Origin of the sequence: Methylomonas koyamae (assembly GCF_006483455.1) — a bacterium.
GTDB lineage: Bacteria > Pseudomonadota > Gammaproteobacteria > Methylococcales > Methylomonadaceae > Methylomonas > Methylomonas koyamae_B.
Map to the genome: position 1 here is coordinate 113525 of NZ_PPPU01000028.1, position 16976 is coordinate 130500.

The window sequence follows — 16976 nt, forward strand, 5'->3', positions numbered from 1 at the left end:
ATTACAGTGGCTGGGAATTCGCCGCCGGACGGGCGGTCGGGTTGCTGAAACGGCCGTTGAGCCAGAGCCGGAAACGGTCCAGGTAAAGATACACCACCGGCGTGGTATACAAGGTCAGCAGTTGGCTGAAAACCAGACCGCCGATAATCGCTATGCCCAACGGCTGCCGCAATTCCGCGCCGTAACCGCTGCCCAAGGCCAGAGGCAGCGCGCCGAATAACGCGGCCAAGGTCGTCATCAGAATCGGCCGGAACCGTAGCAGGCAGGCTTCGAAAATGGCGTCGTGCGAGCTCAGGCCGTGTTCGCGTTCGGCCTGCAAAGCAAAATCGATCATCATGATGGCGTTTTTCTTGACGATGCCGATCAGCAAAATCACCCCGATCAGCGCAATGATGCTGAATTCTTTGCCGCAGGCTATCAACGCGAGAAGGGCACCGACGCCGGCTGATGGCAGGGTCGAAAGAATGGTGAACGGATGCGTCAGGCTCTCGTAGAGGATGCCGAGCACGATGTAAATGCTGAGCAGCGCCGCCAGAATCAGCCAGGGTTGGTTGCGGAGCGCCTCCTGAAAGGCCTTGCCCGAGCCTTGAAAGCCGGCAGTGATGTTGGCCGGCAGGCCGATGTCGCGCAATGTCTGCTCGATCGCGGCGCTGGCGGTCGACATGGATACGCCGGGTTTCAGGTTGAACGACAATTCGCCGACGGCAAACTGGCCCTGATGGCGCACCGTTAACGGCGTATTGCTCGGCGCAAAACTGGCCAGCGCGGACAACGGAATTTGCTTGGCTTGGTTGGGTCCGCCGCTGCCGGCTTGGCCGGGCGCACTGATATAGAGTTGTTTCAAGGTCTCGGTCGACTGCCAGTATTGCGGCGCTACTTCCATGATCACCCGATACTGGTTTAACGGGTTGTAGATCACCGACACCTGACGCTGGCCGAAGGCGCTGTTCAGGCTGCTATCGATCAAGGCCTGGCTGACACCGTAGCGCGCGGCCAGATCGCGGTTGACCGTCAGCCCGATCTGTTCGCCTTTATCCTGCTGGCTGGTGCTGACGTCGCTCAATTCCGCCAATTTGGCAAAGGCGGCCTGTACCTTGGGCGTCCATTCCCGGAGCAGTTGCAGATCGTCGGCTTGCAGCGCGTAATCGATCAGGCCGAACGACGGCCGGCCGCCGATGCGCAATTCTTGCGACGGCGATATGTGGAGATTGGCGCCGGGTATCCGCCCGGCCGCCTTGCGTAGTCGCTCCATGACGATGTCGATCCCGTCGCGCTGTTGGTGCGGTTTCAAGGTGATGAATATCCGGGCACTGTTCGCGCTTTGCGAGCTGCCGGCGAAGCCGGCGACGTTGGCCACCGCCGGGTCTTTCAGCAAGATGTCCGAGATCTGGCCGAACTGCTTTTGCAAGGTTTGGAACGAGGTGTTCTGATCGGTTTGAATTTCGCCCAGCAGTCGGCCGCCGTCCTGGGTCGGAAAAAAGCCTTTGTCGATATGGATATAAAGATAAACGTTCAGGCCTATCGTCGCCAGCAGCAACACCAGTATGAACCGGCCGTGGCGCAAAGTCCAAGCCAGGCTGGTGCGGTACAGATGTTGCAGCCGGTCGAAGCCGGCGCCGATTGCATAATAGAGGCGGCCGTGTTGCCCGCCGTCGCGACCCAGCCAGCGCGCGCACAGCATCGGCGTGGTCGTCAATGAAACCAGCAGCGATACCAATACCGCTGCCGACAGGGTTACGCCGAATTCGCGGAACAAACGGCCCGGCACGCCGCCCATCAGCAGGATGGGCAGGAATACCGCCACCAACGATACGCTCATCGACAATACGGTGAAACCGACTTCGTTGGCCGCCAGCAGCGCGGCCCGGAACGGCGGCACCCCTTGTTCGATATGGCGGTTGCTGTTCTCGACGACCACGATGGCATCGTCGACCACGAAGCCGGTGGCAACGGTCAGCGCCATCAGGGTCAGATTGTTCAGGCTGAAACCGCACAAATACATCACGCCGCAGGCGCCGAGCAGGGAGGCGGGTACGGCGACGATCGGCACCAGCGCCGAGCGCGGGTTACGCAGAAACACGAGCACCACCAGGATCACCAACGCTACCGCAACGAACAGGCCGTGTTCGACTTCCCGGATCGAGGCCCGGATCGACAGCGAGCGGTCCACCACCACCGACAATTCGATGTTGCCCGGCAATGCCGCTTTCAGTTGCGGCATCACTGCCAACACCTGGTCTACAGTTTGGATCACATTGGCCAGCGCCTGCTTGCGGATGATCAGCAATACCGAGGGCTTGCCGTTATGCAGGCCGGTGTTGCGCAGGTCTTCGACCGAATCGACCGCCTGACCCAGGTCGGCGATCCGCACCGGCGCACCGTTGCGGTAAGCCACAATCAAGGGCAGATACTCTGCGGCCTTGCGCGCCTGGTCGTTGGCCTGAATCTGCCAACGGGTATCGGCGTTTTCCAACACGCCTTTCGGCCGGGTGACGTTGGTCTGGGCGATGGTGGTGCGGACGTCGTCCAAGCCTATGCCGTAATGGCTGAGGGCGTTGGGATTCAATTCCACCCGCACCGCCGGCAAGGCCGCGCCGCCGATCTGCACTTGGCCGATACCGGGAATTTGCGAAATTTTTTGCAACAACAGCGTCGAGGCGGCATCGTACATCTGGCCGCGAGGAATGCTGTCCGAGGTCAACGCCAGAATCAGGATCGGCGAGTCGGACGGATTGTCGCGCCGGTAGCTGGGCCGGTTGGGCATGTTGCTGGGCAGCATGCCGGCGGCGGCGTTGATCGCGGCTTGCACGTCGCGGCAGGCGCCGTCGATATCGCGGTTTAAATCGAATTGCAGGGTGATCGAGGTGGAGCCTTGCGAACTGTTGGAAGTCATCTCGGTGACGCCGGCGATGCGGCCCAACGCCCGCTCCAGCGGTGTGGCGACGGTAGTGGCCATGGTTTCGGCGTCGGCGCCGGGCAGTTGCGCCTGCACCGAAACGGTGGGGAAATCCACCTGCGGCAGCGACGAGACCGGCAAACTCAAAAACGCTAGTATCCCGCACAGCGAAATCGCCACGGTCAGCAGCGTGGTGGCGACCGGGCGGCGGATGAACAATGCCGACAGATTCATCGCGACTCGCCGTTGGCTTCGGCCGAATCGTCGCCGTCCAATCCGAATGCCGTTTTCACCCGCCGCGCCAGATGATCCATCGCCAGATAGATCACCGGTGTGGTGTAAAGGGTCAATAACTGGCTGAGCAACAAGCCGCCGACCATGGTGATACCCAACGGATGACGCAGTTCCGCACCAACGCCGTTGCCCAGCATTAACGGCAGGGCGCCGAGCAGCGCGGCCAGCGTGGTCATCACAATCGGCCGGAACCGCAGCAGACAGGCCTGAAAAATAGCCTGTTCCGGCGGCAGGCCTTGCTGGCGTTCGGCGTCCAGTGCAAAGTCGATCATCATGATCGCGTTCTTCTTGACGATGCCGATCAGCAAAATAATGCCGATGATGCCGATGATGCCCAGATCGTTATTCGATAGTTGTAAGGCCAGCAGCGCGCCGACGCCGGCCGAAGGCAGGGTGGACAGGATCGTCAGCGGGTGGATATAGCTTTCGTAGAGTACACCGAGGACGATATAGACCGTCACAATTGCCGCCAGAATCAGCCATAGGGTATGGGTTAACGAGGCGGTGAAGGCTTGGGCCGCGCCCTGGTATTGGCTGCGGATCGACAACGGCAATTCGATATGCTGCTTGGCCGCTTCGATCGCGGCAATTGCATCGCCCAGCGCGTAGCCGGGAGCCAGATTGAAGGAGACGGTGCTGACCGGATATTGGTCGAGATGGTTGATCGCCAAGGTGGTCGGCTGCTCGGACAGCTGGGCAATCGCCGATAGCGGCACCTGGCTGCCATTGCTGGAGGGCACCCGCAATTCGTTCAGCGCCGTCGGACTGGTTTGCTCGGCCGGATCGACCTCCAACACCACCCGGTACTGATTGGCCTGGGTAAAGATGGTCGAGACCAGACGCTGGCCGTAGGCGTTGTACAAGGCATTGTCGATCGCCGCCGTACTGACGCCGAGCCGGCTGGCCGTGGCCCGGTCTATTTCGACGAACACTTGCCGGCCTTGATCCAGCACGTCGCTGACCGCGTCGCTGAATTCGGGCTTCGCGCTCAGCTCATCCACTAATCTGCCGGTCCAGCGGTTCAGTTCGTCCCGATCGGCGCCTTCCAGGGTAAATTGATACTGGGTGCGGGTGACGCGGTTTTCCATCGTCAAATCCTGCACCGGTTGCAGATACAACTCGATTCCCGCCAATCCCGCCACTTGTTGCTGCAACGATGCGATGACTGTGGATGCCGGCGGCCGCTGCCCGTGCGGTTTTAAGTTGATCAAGAAGCGGCCGCTGTTCGGCGTCGGGTTGATACCATCGACGCCGATGAAGGAAGACAGGCTTGCCACCGCCGGGTTGGCCAGGATGACAGCTGCCAACTTTTGCTGCTGCTCGGCCAGCGCCTGAAACGACACGGTCTGCGGCGCTTCGGAAAAGCCTTGAATGATGCCGGTATCCTGGCTGGGGAAAAAGCCTTTCGGAATCCACAGGTACATCGCCACCGTCAATGCCACGGTCGCAAAGAATACCAACAGCGTGGCGGTTTGCCGGCGCATCACCCATTCCAGGGTGCGGCCGTAAACCGCGATTAATCGGCCGAACCAGCCGGTTTCAGGCTCGGCCCCGGCCTGGCTGCTGCGCAATAATTTAGCGCACATCATCGGCGTCAGCGTCAGCGAGACCACTGCGGAAATCAAAATCGCCACCGCCAAGGTAATCGCGAATTCCCGAAACAAGCGGCCGACCACGTCGGACATGAACAGCAGCGGAATCAACACCGCGACCAGCGAAAACGTCAGCGAAATAATGGTAAAGCCGATTTGCTCGGAGCCTTTCAACGCGGCTTGCAGCGGCGATTCGCCGCGCTCGATGTAGCGGGAGATGTTTTCGATGACCACAATCGCATCGTCCACCACAAAGCCGGTGGCGATGGTCAGCGCCATCAAGGTCAGGTTGTTGATGCTGAATTCGGCCAGATACATCGCCGCGAAAGTGCCGACCAAGGACAGCGGCACCGCGACACCGGGGATGATCGTCGCCGGAATATTGCGCAAAAACAGGAAGATCACCATCACCACCAGCGCCACCGCCAGCAGCAGTTCGAATTGGACGTCGTGGACCGAGGCGCGGATGGTGACGGTGCGGTCGGTCAAGGCCGAGACTTCGATACCGCCGGGCAGCGAGGCCTGCAATTTGGGGAGTAATTCTTTGATGCGGTCGACGACTTCGATCACGTTGGCGCCGGGTTGGCGCTGAATGTTGACGATGACCGCCGCGGTGTCGTTAGCCCAAGCGGCCAAGCGGACGTTTTCGGCAGCGTCGACCACGTTGGCGACGTTGGCTAACTTGACCGGCGCGCCGTTTTTGTAGGTCACGACCAACTCGCGGTATTCGGCGGCCGAGCGTAATTGGTCGTTGCTGTCTATCGCCGCCGCCCGAGCCGGGCCGTTGATCGAGCCCTTGGGCTGAGCCACGTTGGCGGCGGCAATCGCGGCGCGGACGTCTTCCAGGCTGATGCCGTAAGCCGCCAAGGCTTTGTGGTTGGCCTGTATCCGTACCGCCGGCCGCTGGCCGCCGCTGATGCTGACCATGCCCACGCCGGGCAACTGGGCGATTTTCTGGGCGATGCGGGTATCGACCAAGTCTTCGACTTTGAACAGTGGCAGCGTCTTCGAGCTGACCGCCAAGGTCATGATCGGCGTGTCGGCCGGATTGACCTTGCTGTAAATCGGCGCCTGCGGCAAGTCGTTGGGCAGGAAATTGGCGGCGGCGTTGATCGCAGCCTGCACGGTTTGTTCGGCAACGTCCAAATCCAGGTTTAGGTTGAACTGCAAAGTGATGACCGACGCCCCGCCGGAGCTGGTCGAAGTCATTTGGGTCAGGCCCGGCATTTGCCCGAATTGGCGTTCCAACGGCGCGGTGACGATGGCGGTCATCACTTCCGGGCTGGCGCCGGGGTAGAGCGTGGTGACCTGGATGGTCGGATAATCGACCTGCGGCAGCGCCGATACCGGCAACAAGCGGTAGGCCAGCACGCCGACCAGCAATAGCGCGAACATCAGCAGCGAGGTTGCTACCGGCCGCAGGATGAATAGCTTGGACGGATTGAAACCGGCCTTGCCCGGTTCGCTGAAACTCATGCATTATCCCCGTCGCCGACGTTTGCCTGCTTCGCCTTCCGGCGGGTTTGGGTTGGCCGGGGCGGCAACGGCCTGGCCGTCCCTTTCGGCAACATCGACTTTGCTGCCGTCCTTGACCCGGTCGCTGCCGTTGACGATCAGAGCCTCTCCGGCCGCCAGTGCTGCCGGCACCGCGATCTTTTCGTCGTTGCTCGGGCCCGGTTCGATCCGGCGCAGATGAGCGACGTTTTCGCCGTCGACGATAAAGACGAAGGGGCCTTGGGCGTCGTGTTGCAGTGCCGCGGCCGGAATTTGGGTCACCCCGCGCAGCGTGTCCAGGTGCATTTTGACGTTAACGAACTGGTTGGCGAACAGGGTTTGTTCGCGGTTGTCGAATTGGGCTTTGAGTTTGATGGTGCCGGTAGTCGGGTCGATCTGGTTGTCCAGCGCCATCAGTTTGCCGTCGGCGAGCTTGGTTTTGCCGCTGCGGTCATAGGCTTCGACGCCAATGTCTTTGCCTGACCGGTAGTGTTTCGCCACCTCCGGCAATTGGTCTTCCGCCAAGGTGAACACGATGTTGATCGGCTGGGTTTGGGTGATTACGACCAAGCCGGCGGCGTCGCTGGCGCGGACGATATTGCCCTGGTCGATTTGCCGTAAGCCGACTCGGCCGGCAATCGGCGCGGTCACTTTGGCGTAACTTAGTTGTAATTTGGCGTTGTCGACCTGGGCCTTATCCATTTCCACGCTGCCGCGGTATTGTTTAACCAAGGATTCTTGAGTCACGGTTTGCTGGGCGGCGATCGAGTCCTGTTCCAGCAGGGTTTGGTAGCGGGCTTGGTCCAGCTCGGCGTTTTTCAACAGCGCTTCGTCGCGTTGCAATTGGCCTTGAGCCTGTTGTAACTGTACTTGAAACGGCCGCGGGTCGATTTCGGCCAGCAGGTCGCCGGCCTTGACCGGCTGGCCTTCGCTGAAATAAACCTTGACCAGTTCGCCGTCCACCCGCGGTTTGACTGTGACGGTGCGGACCGCGGTGACGGTGCCGAGCGCGTTCAGGTATACCGGGAAATCGCCGTTGCGCGCGGTCGCGACCGATACCACCGCCGGTGCGTCGTCGTCCTGGCCAAAGCGTTTGCTTTTAGCGCCGCGCTCGGCTTTTTTGTCCGGAGCGGTTGTCCCTTGAAGGAAATAGATGCCGGTGCCGGCTGCACTGAGCGTCAGCAGGATTGCCAGCCAGAGCCGGATTCGGCTTTGGCCGCGTGTCGGCGGAGTCGTTGCTTGATTTGTCATACGGTTGTGCAATTTAACTGTACTCAGTGAGCGGGAGGCGGCTGGCGGCGGTTGGTTGCCGGACCGGCTTGCGGGCGGATTCGGTATTGGGCGTTGTCATGCGCGCTGCTGTTGGGCCGTTAACAAACTGGGCATTTGAAATGGCCGATTGGTTTTGAAATAAACATTTAGCATTTTGCAGTGTGATTGGCTGCTGCCAGCGGATTCAAATCGTATGGCTTTGCTGAATCATATCGGAGTGTTTGCATTGCCGCGCTATTTTTAGGTCGGCTGCCGTGTGCCGAGCGAGCGGATATTGTGACGTAATTGCGGCCGACGCGTTCCGGCGGGAATTGTAAAATCCGGTAAAATCCGGCGCCGTAGCGGTTGGCAGGGCGAAACCGGCGGGACGTTTAGAACGCCAAGTACAGGTATGCGGTGATTGCGGTGGCGCTAATGCCGACGATTTTCAGTTTGTCCAGACCGCTTTGCTGCTCCCAGAAATAGCCGTAACTGGATTTTTTCCGCAACGCGAATAGTAGCAGCTTGTTCAGCCAACGTTTGCCGGCTGCCGGAATCCTGCGGCCGACGAAATATGCTACCACGGAAGCGAGCGTGACAATCGTATAGAACACGATGACCTGGGTTTCGTGAGTACCGGTATGCAGTAAATGTTCGACTACGTGGTCCAGGCCCATTTCCAGGTATTCGAACAGCAGATGGGCGACATGCAGCGCGATTTCCCACAGATGGTGCAGTAATCCGAGCAGCAGCGCCCAGGCCAGATCCGGCATCGCCAGCGCCGTCAGCAACAACGCGGCGGTTAGGGCTTTGATCGTCATTTCTTGTTTGTTGCGGCGGTCGACATGGCGTCGCAGCAATGCGCCGTCGGCTTCGCTCAAGTTGACGAAGCGGATTCCTACCGTATGCGGATAGCGGTTGTCTTCGTAGGGGTTGCTGGGTTTGCAATACACCACCTGGCCGCAAGTACTGATCGTGGTCATGCTCGACAACAACAGAATTCTGAGGAGTAAATAGTCGCCGGTTAGCATGCGCTCTTTCGAGGTGAAGGACATACCGTTGGCGCTGATATTGGCTTGCAAGGTATCGTTTTCGACACTGCTCGACGGCGGCAGGACTCGTCCGGCCCTGCCTGTGGTGTGGGCGGACAATTCGCCGTCGGGTATCGCTTGGTAGAAAAGGTTGACCTGTTCGTAGATGCGTAGCGCCAACCTGCGGTTGTGGTGTTGGGTCTGGGTTGCGGTCAAGCTCATCGAAGCCCTCGTTACTCAAGCGGATTACTGTCTGATAATAGCCAATACCGCCGATTTCTCAATCTGCCGGTCCACTAGTCCGTTTGCGGCAAGCGCCGGCCGAAACGCGGTACACTACGCGGCGCGCGGCCCACGCCGCATTTTGACCCTTTCGCCGCGACTCGACATGCATCTGCCCGCTTATTTCAATACCGCCTTCATCAAATTACTCAGTTTCCGCTTGTTGATCGTGTTGGCCTACCAGATGATGGCTATCGTCGTCGGTTGGCATATCTACGAATTAACCCACGACGCGTTGGCATTGGGGCTAATCGGTCTGGCCGAGGTGATTCCGTATTTCTGTTGCGCGTTGTTCGCCGGTTACGCGGTGGACCACTATTCCCGGCGCTGGTTCGGTGTCGGCGCCAGCCTGCTGGTGGCCTTGAACGGCCTGATGTTGGTCGCGGTATCCGAAGCCTGGATCGCCAACCGGCCGCTGGTATGGATTTACGCGGCGATTGCCTTGACCGGTATTGCCAGAGCTTTCATCGGCCCCAGCTACAGCGCGCTGTTCGCTTTGGTCCTGCCGCGTGAACAATACGCCCGTGCCGCGGGCATCGGCAGTTCGGCATTCCAATTCGGACTGGTGGCCGGACCGGCCATCGGTGGTTTGATTGTCGCTTGGGCCGGTAAGACCGCGGCTTACGAAACCGCGACCGGGTTGTGCGTGCTCGCCACGCTGGCATTGTTGTCGTTACGGGTGGCGGAGCCGCAGCCGGCGGAAAGCGCGCCGATTTTTACCAGTATCGGCGAAGGCCTGCGTTTCGTGTTCGGCAATCAAATCGTGCTGGGCGCGCAGTCGCTGGACATGTTTGCGGTATTGTTCGGCGGGGCCGTGGCGATGTTGCCGGCTTTTATCCACGAAATTTACCATTACGGGCCGGAAGGTTTGGGCATTCTGCGCGCGGCGCCGGCGGTCGGGGCGGTGATGATGGGTTTATTTCTGGCCCGGTTTCCGATCGATCGCCACGCCGGGCGCTGGCTGTTGGCGGCCGTCGCCGGCTTTGGCGTCTGTATGATCGGCTTCGCCCTGGCGCGAAATTTCTGGTTGGGCGGCGCGTTTTTGTTGTTGTCCGGTCTGTTCGACGGCGTCTCGGTGGTGATGCGCACCACGATTTTGCAATTGGCGACGCCGGATCCGATGCGCGGCCGGGTGTCGGCCATCAACGGCATCTTTATCGGCTCCTCCAACGAATTGGGCGCATTCGAGTCCGGGGTCGCGGCGCGATTGATGGGTTTGGTGCCGTCGGTCGTGTTCGGCGGCGTGATGACCTTACTGGTCGTGGCCGGCACCGCAAAACTGGCGCCGCAATTGCGCCGGTTGCAATTGCGGCAATTGCATTGATCGGCATTCTCAGGCTTCCCGAAACGAGGCGGGCAAAACCATGGCGACACCGTTGATTACCCGGCAGGGTTACGAAAAATTGCAACAGGAATTGGATCATCTTTGGCGGGTGGAACGGCCGGAGGTGACCAAACTGGTGACCTGGGCCGCCAGTTTGGGCGACCGCAGCGAAAACGCCGACTACCAATACAACAAGAAGCGCTTGCGCGAGATCGACCGCCGGGTGCGATATCTGCAAAAGCGGCTGGATAGCTTGAAGGTGGTCGATTATCACCCGGAGCAGGAGGGCAGGGTGTTTTTCGGCGCCTGGGTCGAGATCGAGAACGACGAGGGCGAAAAAAAGCGGTTTCGGATTGCCGGCTACGACGAGATTTTCGATCGTAAGGATTACATTTCGGTCGATTCGCCGATGGCGCGGGCCTTGTTGAAAAAGCAGGTGGATGACGATGCCGTGGTCAAAACCGATGCCGGCGTGTTTACCTGGTATATCAACTCGATCGAGTACCAGAAATAGGCGCGCCGGGCGGCAAAAGGGCTTATCATGTCGGCTTTTTTCACCGGTAAAGACGCCTTATGCAAATTTCAGACAAAACCGCCGTTTCCATCCATTACACCTTGACCAACGGCAGCGGCGAGCAGTTGGATAGTTCCAGAGGCGAAGCTCCGCTGGTTTACCTGCACGGTGCCGGCAATATCATCGCCGGCTTGGAAGCGGCTTTGACCGGCAAGCAGGCCGGAGACAAGTTCAACGTGACGATTCCGGCCGACCAAGCCTATGGCGAAGTGTCGGAAGAGATGATTCAGGTTGTTTCCAGAAATATGTTCGATGGGATGGATATCGAAGTCGGCATGCAATTTCACGCCGAAGTCAGCTACGGCCCCGGCATTATTACCATCACCCAAATCGATGGCGACGACATTACGATAGACGGCAATCACCCGTTGGCCGGGGAAGATTTGACCTTCGACGTCGAAGTGGTCGAAGTCCGCCCAGCCAGCGCCGACGAGATTGCCCACGGCCACATCCACGGTGCCGGCTGCCATCATTGATCTTGCTGTGACACCGGCCAGGGAGGGCCGGCTTCGGCAAGGGCTTTTGCCAAACCTCCATCTTCCAAGCCATCGATTTGAAATCCCGCCCGCCGCAGCTAATCTTTGTAGTTAAACGGTGACGGGAAGTCTTTTGAATTTGCCGTTTCCAGGAAAGGCGTAAAGCCGCGGCGCCCACTTTTTTCCGGCTGCAATGCTTGTGAGACCGGAGTTCCGGATCGGCGCAAGCCTTGTAATTCTATCCTTAACAAACCGCCGGATGGCTTTGCCTTACGGATTGAATGCTTGGATATCAATGAATGGCTACTGCTAACCGCTCCGTGTCGACGTTATCGCCGCATATTCTGGCGTTGGTCGAGTTCGCCGCCGCGCTATATCGACCGGGAGAGTTCTCCGTGAACCGGGAGGCAGGCGTTTTGTTGCGCAACCCGGCCTGGTCAAAATCGCGCATCAGACGCCGCCGCAACAATTGCTGCCTGCCGCCGGGCTGCGTCTCGGGGCGGCCGTGAAACGGACATTCGCCTTGCGTCTGAGTACAAGCTTGCCGGCGTTGGTGATCGCGTATTGCGGTTTGCAGCTGTGGTATCAGCACGATGGGCTATCGAGCGCTAGCGAAACCGGCGAGCTGCAGCAGATCCGTCATGTGGCGGCTGATGCCGCGCAGGATATCGAAGCCTTGTTCCGGCGCGGCCAGCCGGAATTGATTGCCGGACGCATGGCCGCTTTGGTCGCGGACGTTAATCGCGATAGCGCCGCGCTGTTCGACGACAACGGCATGGTGTTGCAGGCGACGCGTTCGGAATGGTTGGGCAAAAGTGCTGCCGAATTGTTACCTGAGCTGAGCGCCGCGGAGTTTGCCCGCCTGCGTGCGGCGCGGCAAGCGTTAATCCGTTTCCTCCCCGACCGGCAGCAGGCGACGGTCTATCAAGCGGTGGCAATGGTTTCCGGTGCGGACCGGCTGGGGCCCGATCCGGTCGGATTGTTGGTGTTGCAATACGGTCTGTCGCACGCCAGAGCGACCAACGGGACGGCGTTCGGCCATGCAATTGCCCCGGCCTGGGTTTTCGCTGTTTCGTTACCGGTTATGATCGTTTTAGCGGTTTCGCTGGGGCTGATGCGGCCGCTACGGCATCTGCTCGATGTGCTGCGGCGTTTTGCCGGCGGCGACTACCGGGTGCGGGCGCAATTGACCGGCGGCGGAGAGATGGCGTTGTTGGGCGAGGCTTTTAACCGAATGGCGGCTAACGTCGCCGAACTGGCGGAGAGCAAAGATCATTTGACGGCGATGCTGTCGGCGATCGGCGATGCCCTTATCGCTACCGATGCCCAAGGCCGGATCCGTTTCATGAACTGCAGTGCGCACCAATTGACCGGTTGGCAAGCGGCTGACGTTGCCGGCCAGCCGCTGGAGCGGGTGTTCCGTAGTCTCGATCCCGATAGCCCTCCGGTCCTTGAAGCGCTGGCGGCCGGCAGCCTTACTGCACTGGCCGACTGGCTGGTTCTGCTGGCTAAAGACGGCACGGAATACCCTGTCGCCGGCTGCGCAGCGCCGATCTTCAGCCCGGACGGAGCCAGGATCGGCTGGCTATTGAGGTTTCGCGATGCTGGTGCGCTGCACGCTGCGCAAGATTCGCTTGAGCAGGAACAGTCTCTATTGCGCAGTCTGATTGACGCAGTGCCGGACCAGATGTTTTTGAAAGACCGCGATGGGGTTTATCGCGGATGCAATAAGGCATTCGAGAGCTATGCCGGCATCGGCGCAGCGGAATTGGTCGGCAAGTCGGATTTCGATATTTTCGACGGCGAAACCGCTGACTGTTTTCGCGAACACGACATGCGGGTTTTGCAGACTGGCCGATCCGTCCGTTTCGAACGCCGGCTCGCGCTCCCGGCTGGCGGGCAGGTTTGCTTGGAAACGGTCGAAACCCCGGTGTTCGATCCGAACGGCGAGCCAACGGCTTTGGTCGGAATCAGCCGCGACGTGACCGAGCGGATCGAAGCCGAAGACCGTTTGGAATTGTCGGCGCGGGTATTTCAGGACGCGCACGAAGCCATCATGATTACCGATGTCGGCGGCACCATCGTCGACGTCAACCCGAGTTTCTGTAAAATCACGGGCTACTCGCGGGACCAGGCGATAGGCCAAAATCCGCGGATGCTCAATTCCGGCCGGCATCCGCCGGAGTTTTTCGCCGATATGTGGCAAGCCGTTCGCGAGCAGGGTTATTGGCGGGGCGAGATCTGGAACCGGAAACGCAATGGCGAAATGCACGCCGGGTTGCTGAGTATCTCGACCTTGTCGGCGAGCGGCGGGGAAGTCAGGCACTATATCGGACTGTTTTCGGATATCACCGAGAAAAAGTTGTCGGAAGAGCAGATTTGGCGCCAGGCCAATTTCGATAGCTTGACCGCGTTGCCCAACCGGCGCATGTTTCTCGATCGTTTGGCGCGCGAGATCAAAAAAGCTCACCGCCACGGCAGCGTCGTGGCGCTGTTGTTTCTGGATCTGGACCGGTTCAAGGAAATCAACGACATTTTGGGTCATATCCAGGGCGACAGCCTGTTGCAGATTGCCGCCGAACGGCTGGTCGGCTGCGTCCGCGATACCGATACCGTCTCGCGCCTGGGGGGCGACGAATTCACCATTATTCTGCCCGACTTGGAAAACGGCGAAAGCGCCGAACGCGTGGCCCAGAATATTCTGCGTACCATGGCGGAGCCGTTTCCGCTCAACGGTAAACTGAATTACCTCACTGTCAGCATCGGTATCACGCTATATCCGCACGATTCCTTGGATCAGGAACAGTTGATCAAAAACGCCGACCAGGCGATGTACGCCGCCAAGGAAAGAGGGCGCAATGGTTACAGTTTTTTCACGGCGTCGATGCAGCAAACCGCTCAGTTCCGTTTGGGTATGGTCACCGATTTGCGTAGCGCCTTGGCCAACCGCGAATTCGAGGTGTATTACCAGCCGATTGTCGAATTGCCGGGCGAAGCGGTGACCAAGGCCGAAGCCTTACTGCGTTGGCGGCATCCGCACCGCGGTATGGTCAGTCCGGCCCAATTCATACCCTTGGCGGAAGAAAGCGGTTTGATCCACGAGATCGGTGATTGGGTGTTTCGGCAAGCCGCGTTGCAAGCCAAGTGTCTGCGCGAACGCTATCGAACCGATTTCCAGATCAGCGTGAATAAATCGCCGGTGCAGTTCCGCCAGCGTTCGGGCGCCGAATTTGCCTGGCTCGATTACCTGAAGAGTTTGGAACTGGACGGCAAGGCAGTCGTGGTGGAGATTACCGAGGGCTTGTTGTTGGATGCCCAAACCGTGACTAAAGCCAGGTTGCTGGATTTTCGCGACGCCGGAGTGCAAGTCGCCATCGACGATTTCGGAACCGGCTACTCGTCGTTGTCCTACATCAAAAAATTCGACATCGATTACATCAAAATCGACCGCACGTTTATCAACAACTTGAGCCCGGGGTCGCAGGACGAAGCTTTGTGCGAAGCGATTATCGTCATGGCGCACAAATTGGGTTTAAAAGTGGTCGCCGAAGGCGTGGCGACCTTACCACAGCGCGATTGGCTGATCGCAGCCGGTTGCGACTATGCGCAGGGCTACCTGTTCGCCGAACCGTTAGCCGGGCCGACACTGCTGGAGCTGTTGGTTGGCGGGGTTCAGAACTGAGCGCCGCCAGCCTAATGTTTGCCGAATCAGGGTTGGCGCAGGAGTTGTTCGCACTGCGGCGGCAGGGGCGGCGGCGGTTGCGGTGCACTTTTGCCGGGCGCTTTGGCTTCGTCGGAAAACCACCAGGCCAGGCTGGCGTCGCAGCCGTCGCCGGCGGGGAGCGGCTCTTGCGCTTGGCACAACACGTTATGCGGCGGGCATTTCAGGCGGACATGGAAATGGTCGTCGTGCTTCCACCAAGGCCTGATTTTACGCAGCCATTCGGTCGAGCCCGGCGATTTGCGGCTGCACAGCTCTTGTTTAATGCTGGGATTGACGAAGATACGATCCACTTCCGGCTGCCGGGCGGCGGCTTCCAGGACGCGGGCGTGTGCCGCGTTCCAGGATCGGCGATCGACGGCATCGGCACGGCTATCGACTACGGAAATCGCGTTCTTGGTTTCGCGTTCCGCCTCGCTCAAGATGCGCGGCTCGGCCGGATTCAATAGCAAAAACCAGATGTCGACGTCCAGCCCGGTTTGGTGGCTGCGGTGTCCACTCGGCGTCGGGCCCCCGCGCGCTTGGCCGAGGTCGCCGATCAACAGCGTCCCGAGATTGTCCCGCGCCGATATCAGGCCCAGTTGTTGGATGAAGTTGATCAATGACGGGTGGCCGAAATAGCGTTTGCGCGACAGGCGCATCACCTGGTAACCGGGGCCGTCCAGCGGTAGCGCCCCCGCGCCGGCAATGCAGCCTCCGTTATAGGTACCTATGCTTTGTCCGGCATCGCTGCTGGGGCTGCTAACCGCCGCCCAGTCGGCAGCGGTGGTGTCGGCGCCGGCGGATTGAACGTAGGCGAGGAGGCTGATGCAAAACCAGAGCAAGCCAAAGCGGGATTGGGGTGCAATTAGGGATTTCATGAGTTAGGCGGCAATACGGAAGATATGGGTGGCGGCGTCAAACTGCGGTGCGGGCGCAGGGCTTCGGCAAGCCGTCTGCCCAGCACCATGCTCGGTATTTCCAAGACATGATAAAACACCAGGGACAATCCTTGCACGGTAATGATGGTTCCCAACCAGCCGCCGAACCATAGCAGCAATCTGTTGTGGCTGACATGTTCCAGAGCGATCAGTAGATGCGGTGTCAGGTTTATCAACACTGCCATGTGCGTCAGATATGCACTGTACGACACTCTACCGATTTGGCGCAAAGCGGCGACCGACAACAGGTTTTGCCAGCGCGGCGATGCGGCGAACACCGCCAAAATCAGGCCGGCGCCCAGACCGGTGCCGAGCCACAGCGTGTTTTCGCCGACCGACTTTGCGGTAAACAGTGTATCCGAGGTGTATAACAGCAGGCCGCATAGCAGTAACAGATAGCGCAAAGGGCGCCTGCCGCGCAAACGGGTTTCCAGCGCCTGGTGGTATCTCGCCAAGGTCAGGCCAAGCACGAAATGCCACAGGAAGAGCGACACACCCAGCAGGCCGGTGGCGAGGGTGCTGAAAAACAACAGCCAGGCCGTACCTCGCTGGCTCAACAGCAAGCCCAGCGGTAGCAATAGGGACAGCACCAACTCAATGCTGAGCGTCCAGGCTTGCGGTAACAATACAATCAGTTCCGGCAGTTTTGGCAAAAAAGCTTCGCGCAGCATTGCCGGGAAGTCCAAGGGATAACGGTGCCACATGTCAACGATCCATGCGCTTGGCGCCAAGCGGGTAGACAATGACGGGCGGTCGAAGTGTAGTGCGAACAAGCCGGCGCTTATGGCTAGCACAAGTAAGTAAGGCAGCCAGATTCGACATACGCGGCCGATCAGAAAACGATCCAGTTCGAAACGGCCGATATCGGGCGATTGACCGGCCGGAAAGTATTTGAGCGACAACACGAAGCCGCTCAGTACGAAAAACATCGAGACTGCGGCGGTGCCGTCCCACCAGATATGTGCCGGCGAAAAGTCCAGGATGCGCTCGCAGAGCGCCGACTGGCAGGGTAGGCCGTAAGCGATGACGAAGTGTTCGCTGATCACGGCGAGTGCAGCCAGGCCGCGGATGGTGTCCAAATAACTGATGTGGGTTGTCGTTGCCAAGCTGAGTGCTTCCAA

General features: G+C 59.6%; 11 protein-coding genes. 5 read left to right on the forward strand and 6 right to left on the reverse strand.

The features are described from left to right. Nucleotide 1: 1 nt before the first annotated feature. The 4 genes from C2U68_RS15365 to C2U68_RS15380 all read right to left on the reverse strand — a co-directional run bounded on the left by C2U68_RS15365 (nt 2) and on the right by C2U68_RS15380 (nt 8780). Nucleotides 2–3130 carry an efflux RND transporter permease subunit gene (locus C2U68_RS15365; protein WP_140913349.1) on the reverse strand — a complete coding sequence of 1043 codons (3129 nt, stop codon included), beginning with the start codon at nt 3128–3130 and terminating at the stop codon, nt 2–4. After that, complete coding sequence (locus tag C2U68_RS15370; RefSeq protein WP_140913350.1) at nt 3127–6258, reverse strand: MdtB/MuxB family multidrug efflux RND transporter permease subunit; 3132 nt, start codon at nt 6256–6258, stop codon at nt 3127–3129. Before C2U68_RS15370 ends, C2U68_RS15365 begins: the two co-directional genes overlap by 4 nt. Before the next feature lie 3 nt (nt 6259–6261). Then, complete coding sequence (locus C2U68_RS15375; protein ID WP_140913351.1) at nt 6262–7527, reverse strand: MdtA/MuxA family multidrug efflux RND transporter periplasmic adaptor subunit; 1266 nt, start codon at nt 7525–7527, stop codon at nt 6262–6264. 392 nt (nt 7528–7919) lie between these two features. Further along, nucleotides 7920–8780, reverse strand: a complete 861-nt coding sequence (locus tag C2U68_RS15380; RefSeq protein ID WP_140913352.1) for a PilZ domain-containing protein — start codon at nt 8778–8780, stop codon at nt 7920–7922. A 166-nt stretch (nt 8781–8946) separates the two neighbouring features. On the opposite strand from C2U68_RS15380, the gene C2U68_RS15385 reads away from it, so the two are divergent. The 5 genes from C2U68_RS15385 to C2U68_RS15405 all read left to right on the forward strand — a co-directional run bounded on the left by C2U68_RS15385 (nt 8947) and on the right by C2U68_RS15405 (nt 14896). Continuing rightward, entirely contained in the window at nt 8947–10164 is a 1218-nt protein-coding gene (locus C2U68_RS15385; protein WP_140913353.1) for an MFS transporter, read from the forward strand. 40 nt (nt 10165–10204) lie between these two features. Further along, nucleotides 10205–10678, forward strand: coding sequence for a transcription elongation factor GreB (greB, locus tag C2U68_RS15390; protein ID WP_140913354.1), 474 nt, complete (start codon nt 10205–10207; stop codon nt 10676–10678). Nucleotides 10679–10737: 59 nt separating this feature from the next. Then, nucleotides 10738–11214: a peptidylprolyl isomerase gene (locus C2U68_RS15395; RefSeq protein ID WP_140913355.1), complete on the forward strand. Its 477-nt coding sequence runs from the start codon at nt 10738–10740 to the stop codon at nt 11212–11214. 299 nt (nt 11215–11513) lie between these two features. Continuing rightward, the gene (locus C2U68_RS15400) at nt 11514–11723 is read left to right on the forward strand and encodes a hypothetical protein (RefSeq protein ID WP_140913356.1); all 210 of its coding nucleotides are present in this window, start codon (nt 11514–11516) and stop codon (nt 11721–11723) included. Next, entirely contained in the window at nt 11720–14896 is a 3177-nt protein-coding gene (locus C2U68_RS15405; RefSeq protein WP_140913357.1) for an EAL domain-containing protein, read from the forward strand. The genes C2U68_RS15400 and C2U68_RS15405 overlap by 4 nt, the downstream gene beginning before the upstream one ends. Before the next feature lie 26 nt (nt 14897–14922). Here the strand turns inward: C2U68_RS15405 and mepA are convergent, their stop codons facing one another. After that, nucleotides 14923–15795 carry a penicillin-insensitive murein endopeptidase gene (gene mepA, locus C2U68_RS15410; protein WP_140913358.1) on the reverse strand — a complete coding sequence of 291 codons (873 nt, stop codon included), beginning with the start codon at nt 15793–15795 and terminating at the stop codon, nt 14923–14925. Then, the gene (locus tag C2U68_RS15415) at nt 15792–16961 is read right to left on the reverse strand and encodes an acyltransferase (RefSeq protein WP_186289631.1); all 1170 of its coding nucleotides are present in this window, start codon (nt 16959–16961) and stop codon (nt 15792–15794) included. The genes mepA and C2U68_RS15415 overlap by 4 nt, the downstream gene beginning before the upstream one ends. Between the last annotated feature and the right edge of the window lie 15 nt (nt 16962–16976).